Raw genomic sequence first — 12,777 nt, forward strand, 5'->3', positions numbered from 1 at the left:
CTATACATTTATATATACAAATAAGGGATAGATAAAATGAAGACGATCTTCACCGATTGCCGCGTAGTCACCATGGACAGCGATATAAGCCAACCTGAAGGCTATCGGGTCAGGGAAAAACACATGATTGCGACCGAAAATGGTGTGATCACTGCCATCGGTAAGGATATCTCTGTCGACGGCTATGAATGCGTTTCTCTCGGTAACCGCCTCGTCACGCCCGGCCTTATCGACGCCCATACCCACCTCATTTATGCCGGTGATCGTTCAGGTGAATTTGAACAACGTTTGCAAGGCGTGCCCTACGAACAAATTGCCAAAAACGGCGGCGGCATTCTCTCCACAGTGAAAGCCACCCGTGCTGCTTCCCTTGAAGAACTGGTGTCTCTGGCCCTTCCGCGCGCCAATGCATTAATACGTGACGGCGTCACAACTATCGAAGTGAAAAGCGGATATGGGCTAACTGTCGGGCACGAACTAAAAATGCTCAAGGCGGCGAAAATGCTGGCGCAAGAGCTCGATGTCAACATCTCAACCACTTTGCTTGGCGCACATGCCCTGCCACCAGAATTCCAGCATGACAGCGACAGCTATATTTCGCTGGTGTGTGAAGAAATGATCCCCGCAGCGGCTGAAGCTAAACTCGCTGACTCGGTTGATGTGTTCTGTGAAGGCATTGGTTTTTCGCCCGCTCAAATGATGAGGGTATTTGACGCAGCCAGAAAACATGGGCTCAACATCAAAGGGCACACTGAGCAACTTTCCAATCTGGGGGGAAGCGCGCTGGCTGCCGAGATGGGAGCGCTCTCCGTCGACCATATTGAATATCTTAACGAAGACGGCGTAAAAGCTCTTGCTTCAAGCGGCACCGTCGCCACCCTGCTTCCCGGCGCATTCTACTTCTTGCGTGAAACCCAAAAGCCGCCGGTTGAATCACTCCGCAAACACAATGTGCCTATGGCTATTGCCACCGATTTCAATCCCGGCACATCCCCGTTTGCCAGTCTCACGTTGATGATGAACATGGCATCAACCCTGTTTGGCCTGACGCCACAGGAAACCCTGTATGGCGTAACCCGCCACGCAGCAAAAGCACTTGGCTTAGAAAACAAAGGACAAATTGCTGTGGGATTTGATGCGGATTTTTCAGTGTGGGATTTAGACTCCCCCGCCCAGCTCAGTTATCAGGTAGGGCTGGCACCGCTTCATGCCCGCTACCTGAAAGGGGTTAAAGCCAATGACCGTTAATATGGATGTCTGGCAAGGCCGGACAGATACAGAAGATGGCGACCTCGGTTTGCGTTTTCACCAAAAGATAAAAAGCGCTGACCATGCACGTGAGCCGGGCGTGATGTTGATGGGCTTTGCCTGCGATGAAGGGGTATCACGCAATAAAGGCCGCGTAGGTGCCTATACCGCCCCGATTGAAATCAGGAAAATGCTGGCAAACCTGCCATGGCATCATCAATCACTTGCCGTGTTCGATAGTGGTGATGTGCGCTGTGATGACCACGATCTGGCCAAAGCACAAAAACAGCTTGCCGATAACATCAGTGAAGCCCTTCGCCAAAAACACTTCCCTTGCATTCTAGGTGGCGGACACGAAGTGGCATGGGGAAGCTTTCAGGGGTTAGCCAACCATTATCTGCAAAAAGGTAGGAGTAAGCCCCCTCGAATCGGCATCATCAACTTTGACGCACATTTCGATCTTCGCCCAACATCAGGCAACGCGCAGAACGGAAGCTCCGGCACCCCTTTCTCCCAAATTGCGGAGTTTTGCCAAAACCGGCAATGGCCTTTTCATTACGCCTGTCTCGGGGTCAGCCGCGCCAGCAACACGCAAGCCCTGTTTGAAAAAGCGAATGCCTTAAATGTGCTGACAATAGAAGACGTTGACTTCCATATTGCTAACCTGAAAACCATCGAAACACACATTGACGCATTCATCGCCAAGGTCGATGCCGTGTACCTCACCATTGATCTCGACGTATTCCCGGCTGCGACTGCACCAGGTGTCAGCGCACCGGCAACACACGGTGTGGATTATGCGCTGGTCGAGCGCCTTATCCGCAGAATCTGCCAAGCCAGAGATGATGCAGGCTCGCCCAAACTGAAAATTGCCGATATCGCCGAACTGAACCCGCGGTACGACATCGATAACCATACTGCCCGTCTCGCTGCCCGTCTCGTATGGACGATTTCCCGCAGCCTTACAGGTCCAATAGTTAGACACTCACAAGGAATGACGCAATGAAGGATCCCCGTCTGGATCTGTCGCGGACGGTTAACGTCCCGACAGGCACTGAACTGACTGCAAAATCCTGGCTGACCGAAGCCCCGCTTCGCATGCTGATGAATAACCTACATCCGGACGTGGCTGAACATCCCCATGCACTGGTGGTATATGGCGGCATTGGTCGCGCTGCACGTAACTGGCAATGTTATGACAAAATTGTCGATGTATTGCGCCGTCTTGAAGACGACCAGACGTTGCTGGTTCAATCCGGCAAACCGGTGGGCGTTTTTCCTACCCACAAAGACGCGCCGCGCGTGTTGATTGCGAACTCCAATCTGGTGCCGCACTGGGCAAATTGGGAACACTTCAATGAGCTCGATAAACAAGGCCTGATGATGTACGGGCAGATGACCGCAGGCAGCTGGATTTACATCGGCTCACAGGGCATTGTCCAGGGCACCTACGAAACCTTCGTGGCCGTGGCTAAAAAGCATTTCGGCGGGAATGCCAAAGGCCGCTGGGTACTTACCGGCGGTTTGGGAGGCATGGGCGGCGCGCAACCATTGGCGGCAACGATGGCGGGATTTTCCATGATTGCGGTCGAGTGCGATGAAAGCCGTATCGACTATCGCCTGCGTACCGGGTATGTCGACAAAAAAGCGACGGATCTCGACGAGGCCCTTTCCCTGCTGCAACAATCCATCGACAACAACCAACCGCTGTCGATTGGCTTATTAGGCAACGCGGCAGATGTGTTTGCCGATCTGGTCAACCGCGGCATCACGCCCGACGTGGTAACGGATCAAACCTCTGCCCACGATCCATTAAACGGCTACCTTCCTCAGGGCTGGACGATGGAAGAAGCGGCAGAAAAACGCAAAACTGACGAGGCCACTGTCATTGAAGCGGCAAAACGTTCCATGGCTGAACAGGTTAAGGCCATGCTGGCATTGCAGTCACGCGGCGCAGCAACACTCGACTACGGGAACAACATTCGCCAGATGGCTCTGGAAAAAGGCATCGAGAACGCATTTGATTTCCCGGGCTTTGTCCCAGCGTACATTCGCCCCCTGTTTTGTCAGGGCATTGGCCCCTTCCGTTGGGCTGCGCTTTCCGGCGATCCGGAAGACATCTATAAAACCGACCAGAAAGTGAAAGAACTGATCCCGGACAACCCTCACCTGCATAACTGGTTAGACATGGCTCGTGAACGTATCCAGTTCCAAGGACTGCCGGCGCGCATCTGCTGGGTTGGGTTAAAAGATCGTGCCCGTCTTGGCCTTGCCTTCAATGAAATGGTCAAAAACGGCGAACTGAAAGCCCCCATTGTGATTGGCCGCGATCATTTGGATTCCGGCTCCGTTGCCAGCCCGAACCGGGAAACCGAAGGCATGATGGACGGATCTGATGCGGTGTCTGACTGGCCATTGCTCAACGCTCTGCTGAACACAGCATCCGGCGCGACCTGGGTGTCTCTGCACCATGGTGGCGGTGTGGGAATGGGATTCTCGCAACACTCTGGCGTTGTTATTGTGTGTGATGGCACGGAAGATGCCGCCAAACGGATCGGCCGTGTGCTTCATAACGATCCGGCAACCGGGGTGATGCGCCATGCGGATGCCGGTTATGGCATCGCTATCAATTGCGCCAAAGAGCAGCAACTGGATTTGCCACTGCTCGATCTTCCCAACGTTCCGGTCAAGCAGTAAGGGGCCAAGATGAATAAACTCGTGATTACACCCGGTGCATTGACGCTCAAACAACTCCGCATGGTAAACCGTGAAGCCGTACAGGTGCGTTTTGCTGACGGAGTCGCTGAAACCATGCAGGAAAGCGTGGATACCGTTGCCAATGTGCTTGAAGAAGGCCGTGTCGTTTATGGCATTAATACCGGATTTGGCTTGCTCGCTAACACCCGTATCGAACTGGACGATCTGGAAACCTTGCAACGCTCTATCGTTCTTTCCCACGCGGCAGGGATTGGCGACTTTATGGATGACAACACAGTACGCCTGATGATGGTACTGAAGATTGCAAGCCTCGCCCGAGGGTATTCAGGCATCCGTTTCTCTGTTGTCGATGCCTTGGCAACACTGATTAATGCCGAGGTTTTTCCCTGTATTCCCAAGAAAGGATCGGTGGGTGCATCGGGTGATCTTGCTCCCCTCGCCCACATGAGCACTGTCTTGCTTGGCGAAGGTCAGGCAAGACATAAAGGCGAAATCATTTCCGGTGCGACGGCCCTGAAAATTGCCGGCCTTGAACCTGTCACCCTTGGCCCGAAAGAAGGCTTAGCCTTGCTGAACGGCACACAGGCATCTACCGCGTTTGCGCTCGAAGGCCTCTTTGCGGCTGAAGACTTGTTTGCGTCTGCCACGGCATGTGGTGCGCTGTCGGTGGAAGCGGCGCTTGGCAGCCGCCGTCCTTTCGATCCACGCATTCACCACGTTCGCGGACACCGTGCTCAAATGGATGCCGCAGAGGCTTATCGCCATTTGCTCGAAAGCCGAAGCGAAATTGGGGACAGTCACCAAGGCTGTGAGAAAGTGCAAGACCCGTATTCCCTGCGCTGCCAGCCACAGGTGATGGGAGCTTGTTTGCAGCAAATTCGCCACGCGGCCGATGTGCTGGAAATTGAAGCCAACTCAGTATCAGACAATCCTTTGGTGTTCTGTGAGGATGGCGACATCATCTCCGGCGGTAATTTTCATGCTGAACCCGTGGCGATGGCGGCTGACAACCTTGCTCTGGCAATCGCTGAAATAGGGAGCCTTTCCGAACGGCGCATGGCACTGCTTATTGACAGCAGCCTTAGCAAACTGCCTCCCTTCCTTGTTGACAACGGCGGTGTGAACAGTGGCTTTATGATTGCGCAGGTGACGTCTGCTGCGCTGGCTAGCGAAAACAAAACCCTTGCCCATCCTGCTTCCGTGGATAGCCTGCCCACATCGGCAAACCAGGAAGATCATGTTTCTATGGCCACCTTCGCCGGAAGGCGGCTTTCTGACATGGCAGAAAATACCCGTGGGATCCTCGCCGTGGAATTACTTGCTGCCTGTCAGGGGCTGGATTTCCGCGCGCCACTAAAATCTACATCACAGCTCGAGAAAATTAAGGCTGAACTTCGAAGCCATGTCGCTTTCTATGACAAAGACAGATACTTTGCTCCTGACATTGAAAAAGCCAATATGCACCTAAAGCAAGCCAGCCATAACAAATACATGCCCGCCCACTTATTACCCAGCTTGTAGCACGTAAAAACCAATCACAAGGCTCCGTTTTGACGGGGCTTTGTTTTATTTCAAATAAAATCCCTATTTCCAGCAGATATTGTGGGTTTACACACACATCACAGTGACAAGATTGCGCTACTATTTTGTTATCACACCAATTTTCATTGCAATGAAGAGGTGCAATATGTGGCATTCGCTCTCAGTTCAGCTTTCGCTTACTCTGGGCCAACGGTTTGAAGTTGAAGAAAAGACACCGATCGACGGTGGTGATATAAACGAGTGCTACTCCATTGCATACGGAAACATGCGCTTCTTCGTAAAGATAAACTCCAGAGATAACCTGCCCGTTTTCGAAGCAGAGGCAGAGAGCCTGCGCCATCTCGCCAACAGCGGGGAAGTCTCTATCCCGCAGGTTGTCTACATTGGCATTATCAAAGAGAAATCGGTACTGGTACTTAATTTCATACCCATGAAGCCATTGGATGACGAAAATGCCTATCTGCTTGGCAAAGAGTTGGCCAACCTTCACAAATGGGGCGAGCAGCTCGAGTATGGCTTCGATATTGATAACTTCATTGGTACTACTGAACAGCGAAACAGTTGGCACCGCAAATGGGCAAACTTTTTTGCCGATCACCGCATTGGCTTTCAACTAAAACTGGCTGAAGAGCGCGGCATGTCGTTTGGCGATGTCGAACGCATCGTTAATGAGGTGAAAGAACGCCTGAATGGTCACCAACCCAAAGCCAGTTTACTCCATGGTGATTTATGGAAAGGCAATGCTTCATCTACCATGAGTGGCCCTATCATCTACGACCCGGCCTGCTATTGGGGAGATCGCGAAGTGGATATTGCCATGACGCACCTGTTTGGTGGATTCCCCGAAAGCTTCTACAAAGGCTACGAGGAAGTGTGGCCACTCGATCCGGGGTTTGAAAAGCGGAAAGACATTTACAACCTTTACCACATGCTCAACCATTGTTTGCTGTTCGGCGGCCCCTACTTGACTGAAACTGAGGCGTTAATCAACAAACTGGAATTGAATTGATTTAGTATGTTCCTGCTAAAAATATAGAGTGAGGCGTTTCGGCGCCTTTTGACTTTCTTAGGAACCCATCTTCATGATCCAAGCAGCTATTTTTGATATGGACGGCCTGCTGGTCGATTCTGAGCCGTTCTGGCAAGAGGCACAACTTGCTGTATTTCACGATATCGGCGTTAATGTAAGCCGACAGGACACCATTGATACCACAGGTATCCGTATCGACCAGATCGTTAAACACTATTACGAGACCCAAGGCTGGGAAGGCCCTTCCTGCGAAGCGGTCTGTAATATGATCCTTGATAAAGTCATCGAACTGGTATCGATTCACAAACCCATGATGCCTGGCGTTATACACGCGCTGACATTGTGCAAAGAAGCCAATCTACGCATTGCACTCGCTTCTTCGTCTCCATTGAAACTGATCAACGCAACACTGACAGCACTGGAACTGGATGACTGGTTCGAACAACGGTACTCTGCAGAACACCTGAAATACGGCAAACCCCATCCTGAGGTTTATCTGAACGCAGCCGAAGGCCTCGGCATCGACCCTCAACATTGCGTGGCGTTTGAAGACTCGTTCGCCGGATTACTGGCGGCAAAATCAGCCCAAATGCGCACGATTGTCGTGCCAGAACATCAGGTTGCAGACAAACCACAGTGGGTCATTAGCGACGTAAAACTTCGCTCGCTTAACGAATTAACCCAAGAAATACTAGGGCTTTAATTCGGTAAGTCAGGGCAGATTTATTGAATTTGTCCTGCTTTTTCAGCGCCTCCCTAAATACTCCGCACAAAAAGTCATTTCGTCATACATTTTTTAACATATGGTTACGTATCTCTATCGACGTGCTGGATACATACCAAATGAAACATGTTGCATTTCGATGATTCAGTTCAAATACCGGTACATGGTCATAGTTTCATCTTATTTCACTGAGCAAACATTCTTGTGTTTCTAGAATAGACATATGGACGGTTCAGGAAATCACTATTTTTCCTGCGTCACATCGTAGACTCGCAGTTCAGAGAGGAAGTTGAACATGCAAAACTTTACTGAAAGAGGGATCGATTGTCCGCACTGTGGACACAGGATTCGTATTACTTTGGATACCAGTGGTGGCGATCAAGATTTTTACGATGATTGCCCGGCATGCTGTAACGCGATTCATCTGAATCTACAGATCGACTCCCAGCACAAAACCATTCACTTATTCGTAGATGCTGACGACGAACAAATCTTCTAACTCACAAAGCCGTCAATTCACAAAAGCCAGCAACGATGATGCTGGCTTTTTCTTTGTTAAAACAACCTGAAGATGCTCGCATTCAGGTTGTTTTGGCATAAAGCGTCTAAAAATACTGCCGTTAAGCCACACTATCGATTGTCGATTTGCTCGGCAGACGTATAATGTCCTGTCCTTTTCCTGCTCTTTTTCTTTCTCTGGAGTTGTAGGTGCAAAATTATCGCCTTGAAGCCAAATCCATTATCAAATTAGGGGTCCCCGTCTTTATTGCACAGCTCGCGCAAACGTCGATGGGCTTTGTTGATACTGTTATGGCCGGTGGTGTCAGTGCGACCGACATGGCGGCAGTTGCTGTCGCAACCAGTGTTTGGTTGCCCTCGATCCTATTTGGTATTGGTATTCTGCTGGCGATGGTTCCGATCATTGCACAACTCAATGGCTCTGGCCGTCAGGCAAAGATACCGTTTCAAGTGCAACAGGGGGTCTACATGGCCCTTATGCTGTCAGTACCGATCGGGCTCATTCTCTACAATGCTGGCCATATCGTTAACTATATGGACGTTGAAGCCGCGCTGGCAGAAAAGACCATTGGTTATCTGTATGCGGTGATCCTTGCGGTGCCGGCCTTCCTGTTGTTCCAGGTGCTGCGAAACTTGGCGGAAGGGATGTCGCTGACCGTCCCCGCCATGGTGATTGGCTTTATCGGCCTGGCTGCCAACGTGCCGCTGAACTGGATTTTCGTTTACGGTAAGTTTGGTGCACCAGAGCTCGGCGCAGTAGGTTGCGGCGTGGCAACAACCATTGTGTACTGGCTGATGTTAGTGGCGATGTTTATCTACATCAAACTCAACAAGCGACTAAAGCGCATTGATGCATTTGCTCACTTCGCGAAGCCTAACTTTCCCGGTTTATGGCGCATTTTCAAAATGGGCCTGCCTGTTGCAGCGGCCCTTTTCTTCGAAGTCACCCTTTTTGCTGTGATTGCCCTGCTGATCGCGCCGTTGGGCTCAACCGTCGTCGCTGCGCACCAGATTGCGATTAACTTTTCTTCGATGATTTTCATGCTACCGATGAGCCTTGGCACTGCGGTAAGTATCCGTGTCAGCCACCAGCTCGGTGAAAAATCCACCGAAGGTGCAGCAAGGGCCGCAAAGCTCGGCATCCTGATTGGTCTTGGCACCGCAGTAATCACAGCTGCTCTCACGGTGATTTTCCGTGAACCTATTATTCATCTTTACAACAGCAATCCGGAAGTGGTTGCCATTGCTGCCAACCTGATGCTGCTGGCTGCGGTGTATCAATGTACCGATGCTATCCAGGTGGTCGCTGCCGGCGCCTTGCGTGGGTATAAGGACATGCGCGCAATTTTCGAGCGTACCTTTATCGCTTACTGGGTATTGGGTGTACCGACCGGTTACATCCTTGGTCTGACAGACTGGATTGTGGCACCAATGGGCGCCTATGGGTTCTGGGTGGGTATCATCATTGGCCTCACCTCTGCCGCTATCATGCTCGGCATGCGCCTTCACTGGATTCGCAAACAATCCGACGAGTTCCAGTTGGCGATGGCAGAAAAATAACGCCCTCGCTTTTAGAAGACATAAACCCCTCTCACATCCCGGCCCAGTGCCGGGATTTTCATGCCCAGACACCCCAATCCGATCCCATATCTTTTATACTCCGTACCAGTGATTAAACAACAACCCAACGGTAACCTGATGGTTTTAAAGCGATGTCTGCTTATTTTGCTCGTGTTCTCCTTATCTGGCTGTTTTGGATCAGACAAAGCCCGCACGCAGTTTGAAAACTATCAAACCCGCCTTGCCAACGTGGTGAATACAGAGCCTGTTCCCCTCGAAAACAGCATCTACATCGCGCTTCCCAGAAAGCGGGACCTTCAACAGCCACTGAAAGATGTGCGCATGGGCTTGCTGGATGCGTATGAGCTCAGGGAGTGTGGCCTTTTCCAACTGGTTGCAGACAGAAACTCCATCCTGGGCAAAGTTCAGGATGCTTTTCGTCAACTAAGCTACGAATTCCAGCTATTGGCAACACTGGAACGCTGCTTGTTGCAGGTTGACAGTGATTCCCTGAAAGCTCAGCTTGAAACAGTGCTGAAGCAAAAGCAGGCGCAACTGCCAATTGTGTACCTGAACACCCTGACCAGTAGCGATGCATGGCGACAGCAGCTCACGCCCCCTTCTGCTAACCTGATCGCGCCAGACAAGCCGTTTCCCCATAGCGAAGCACTGCTTGCCATCAATACTTATGCGAGTTTATTAGAACAAGGGGCTGACATCGTAAACATTCAGGAGCCCATCGAGAAGCAGCGCTACCTCGGTGCGGTATTTTTTTCCATGGATGAAAGCACCCGCTGGCTTAACACCATCACCAAACAACTACACCGGGACGATCCACTGGTCAGTTGTGGTCCCAATCGCGACCCTACCCGCTTTAACTACCTCAGGAACGTGTTCGACAAATTCTTTGTCAGCGAAGTGCAGCCGTATCTGTCGAACATCAACGGCCTCTATCTCGACGTCCAGCCCGCCCTTCAAAAACTACACAGCCAACTACCAGAAAACAGCGCGTTTTCAGCCTTTAACGCGGCCTATTTCGGTGGTGAACATTACCGTCTGTTCCAACAGGCAGTGAAAGATCACGTGAGTTATTGGCAAAAACTGTTCAAACGCTGCAATGTTCAGGTGGGTGCATAACGCCTAAAATCCGCCCAGTGCAATCCAGAATGGCAAATGGGCACCAAAATTTCTGGCGCAAGAAAGCGCAAATTGTGCAGCAAAGCATCAAACGCGCGCCTGGACGCAAAAAAGTCCCGTTTTGCGCTTGCGCAGCCCAGCCCTACTCGCTAATATTCATCCCGCTTTCAGGGGAAGCAGCGCTGAATATCACTAAGATATGCGTCTGTAGCTCAGTTGGTTAGAGTACTACCTTGACATGGTAGGGGTCGGCAGTTCGAGCCTGCCCAGACGCACCATGCTTCAGCCTGAAAAGAAAACACTTTGCGTCCGTAGCTCAGTTGGTTAGAGTATCGCCTTGACATGGCGGGGGTCGGCAGTTCGAGTCTGCCCGGACGCACCATTCTATCCCTGACTAGGATAGAATCAGAATTTGGGTCTATAGCTCAGTTGGTTAGAGTACTACCTTGACATGGTAGGGGTCGGCAGTTCGAGTCTGCCTAGACCCACCAAATTCCAATAAATGCACTACCCTTTCAGGGCATCCCAAGCATTTATTCGGGCGATTAGCTCAGTTGGGAGAGCACCTCCCTTACAAGGAGGGGGTCACTGGTTCGAGCCCGGTATCGCCCACCACTTCAAAAGCCTGCTTTCGAGCAGGCTTTTTTCGTATCTTGCTCCCTACTCCATTATCCTGTTTTGCAAATCCCCTTCCCAACCCACAATACACCGTTCAAAAAAGTCCTGCTCTTTCGGGCAGGACTTTTACTTGTGTGGTGTATGTCAGGGCATTACTCTTCGATTTCTGCCCAAATCTGCGCACATTTCACGGCACGTTTCCAGCCTTTGTATCGCTGGGCACGTTTTTCTTCATTGCCATCCGGGGTGAATGAGCGGTCGAGAACCGCTTTATTTTGCAGCTCGTCAATGCCATTCCAGAAGCCAACCGCAAGACCGGCCAAATACGCAGCGCCCAGCGCTGTTACTTCGGTGACCTGCGGACGGTGTACTTCTGTGTTCAGCAAATCCGCCTGGAACTGCATCAGGAAGTTGTTGTGTACCGCGCCGCCGTCTACACGCAATGCACTCAGCTCAATGCCAGAATCTGCCTGCATGGCATCCAACACGTCGCGGGTTTGGTACGCGATACTTTCCAGTGTTGCACGAACAATATGGTTAGCATTTGCACCGCGGGTCAGGCCAACAATGGTGCCGCGTGCGTATGCATCCCAGTAAGGTGCACCTAAGCCGGTAAAGGCTGGCACCACGTAAACGCCATTTGATGTATCCACTTTCGTTGCAAAGTACTCAGAGTCTTTTGCATCAGCAATTAGCTTCATCTCATCACGCAGCCACTGAATTGAGGCGCCGCCCATAAATACCGAGCCTTCCAGTGCATAAGCCGGTTCGCCTTTCGGACCACAAGCCAGTGTTGTCAACAAGCCGTTGCGGGAGGTGACTTTTTCCTTGCCGGTGTTCATCAGCAGGAAACAGCCTGTGCCATACGTGTTTTTCGCCTGCCCTGCTTCTACACACATTTGTCCAAACAATGCAGCTTGCTGGTCACCGGCAATACCTGCGATAGGAATACGTGTGCCGCCTTTACCACCGATGTTGGTCTGGCCGTAAACTTCAGACGAGCATTTCACTTCTGGCATCATGCTCGCTGGAATACCCAGCTCATCAAGGATCTTGCTGTCCCAGGTCATCTCATTGATGTTAAACAGCATGGTGCGTGATGCGTTGGTGTAATCGGTGACGTGAACGCGGCCCTGAGTCATCTTCCAAACCAGCCAGGTATCTACTGTACCGAAAAGTAATTTACCCGCCTGCGCATCTTCACGAGCACCTTCTACGTTGTCGAGAATCCATTTTACTTTGGTGCCTGAGAAGTACGGGTCGAGCAATAGCCCGGTATTTTCACGTATATATTCTTCCAGACCACGCGCTTTCAGCTCTTCGCAGATTTCTGCCGTGCGGCGGCATTGCCATACAATGGCGTTGTAAACTGGCTTTCCGGTTTCTTTGTTCCAGACGATGGTGGTTTCGCGCTGGTTGGTAATACCAATGCCGGCAACTTCATCACTGCGAATGCCCGCTTTACTCAACGCCTCGACCAAAGTAGAGCTTTGTGTCGCGTAAATCTCCATTGGGTCGTGCTCAACCCAGCCCGCCTGAGGATAAATCTGGGTAAATTCACGCTGTGAACTGCTGACGATATTGGCGTTGTGATCCAGCACCACTGCGCGAGAGCTTGTAGTCCCTTGGTCCAGAGCGACGATATATTTTTTGTTTGTCATTGTTCTATACCTTTTGTTTT

10 protein-coding genes and 4 tRNA genes are annotated in these 12,777 nt (G+C 51.2%); 13 read left to right on the top strand and 1 reads right to left on the bottom strand.

Going from position 1 to position 12,777, the window contains the following annotated elements:
• Positions 1–36: 36 nt before the first annotated feature.
• The 13 genes from hutI to VHA_RS14485 all read left to right on the top strand — a co-directional run bounded on the left by hutI (position 37) and on the right by VHA_RS14485 (position 11,093).
• A complete protein-coding gene (gene hutI, locus VHA_RS14425) occupies positions 37–1,248 on the top strand; it encodes an imidazolonepropionase (protein WP_005505556.1) in 1,212 nt (403 codons plus the stop codon).
• Complete coding sequence (gene hutG, locus VHA_RS14430) at positions 1,238–2,254, top strand: formimidoylglutamase (protein WP_040529050.1); 1,017 nt, start codon at positions 1,238–1,240, stop codon at positions 2,252–2,254. Before hutI ends, hutG begins: the two co-directional genes overlap by 11 nt.
• Positions 2,251–3,945, top strand: a complete 1,695-nt coding sequence (hutU, locus tag VHA_RS14435; RefSeq protein ID WP_005505560.1) for a urocanate hydratase — start codon at positions 2,251–2,253, stop codon at positions 3,943–3,945. The genes hutG and hutU overlap by 4 nt, the downstream gene beginning before the upstream one ends.
• Before the next feature lie 9 nt (positions 3,946–3,954).
• Positions 3,955–5,487, top strand: a complete 1,533-nt coding sequence (gene hutH, locus VHA_RS14440; protein WP_005505562.1) for a histidine ammonia-lyase — start codon at positions 3,955–3,957, stop codon at positions 5,485–5,487.
• Positions 5,488–5,653: 166 nt separating this feature from the next.
• Complete coding sequence (locus tag VHA_RS14445; RefSeq protein ID WP_005505564.1) at positions 5,654–6,517, top strand: fructosamine kinase family protein; 864 nt, start codon at positions 5,654–5,656, stop codon at positions 6,515–6,517.
• Between the two features lie 73 nt (positions 6,518–6,590).
• A complete protein-coding gene (gene hxpB / locus VHA_RS14450; RefSeq protein WP_005505566.1) occupies positions 6,591–7,241 on the top strand; it encodes a hexitol phosphatase HxpB in 651 nt (216 codons plus the stop codon).
• Positions 7,242–7,557: 316 nt separating this feature from the next.
• Complete coding sequence (locus tag VHA_RS14455; protein ID WP_040529052.1) at positions 7,558–7,761, top strand: CPXCG motif-containing cysteine-rich protein; 204 nt, start codon at positions 7,558–7,560, stop codon at positions 7,759–7,761.
• A 209-nt stretch (positions 7,762–7,970) separates the two neighbouring features.
• Positions 7,971–9,341: an MATE family efflux transporter gene (locus tag VHA_RS14460; RefSeq protein WP_005505572.1), complete on the top strand. Its 1,371-nt coding sequence runs from the start codon at positions 7,971–7,973 to the stop codon at positions 9,339–9,341.
• Positions 9,342–9,479: 138 nt separating this feature from the next.
• Positions 9,480–10,478 (top strand): DUF3080 family protein, encoded by a 999-nt coding sequence (locus tag VHA_RS14465; RefSeq protein ID WP_040529053.1) that lies wholly within the window; start codon positions 9,480–9,482, stop codon positions 10,476–10,478.
• Between the two features lie 201 nt (positions 10,479–10,679).
• Positions 10,680–10,756, top strand: a tRNA-Val gene (locus VHA_RS14470).
• A 27-nt stretch (positions 10,757–10,783) separates the two neighbouring features.
• Positions 10,784–10,860: transfer RNA gene (locus VHA_RS14475), tRNA-Val, on the top strand.
• 32 nt (positions 10,861–10,892) lie between these two features.
• Positions 10,893–10,969 (top strand) — tRNA-Val (locus tag VHA_RS14480).
• A gap of 48 nt (positions 10,970–11,017) precedes the next feature.
• A tRNA-Val gene (locus VHA_RS14485) sits at positions 11,018–11,093 on the top strand.
• A 155-nt stretch (positions 11,094–11,248) separates the two neighbouring features.
• Here VHA_RS14485 and glpK read toward each other — a convergent pair.
• The gene (gene glpK, locus VHA_RS14490) at positions 11,249–12,757 is read right to left on the bottom strand and encodes a glycerol kinase GlpK (protein ID WP_005505576.1); all 1,509 of its coding nucleotides are present in this window, start codon (positions 12,755–12,757) and stop codon (positions 11,249–11,251) included.
• Positions 12,758–12,777 lie beyond the last annotated feature (20 nt).

It is taken from the genome of Grimontia hollisae CIP 101886 (assembly GCF_000176515.1).
Taxonomy (GTDB): Bacteria; Pseudomonadota; Gammaproteobacteria; order Enterobacterales; family Vibrionaceae; genus Enterovibrio; species Enterovibrio hollisae.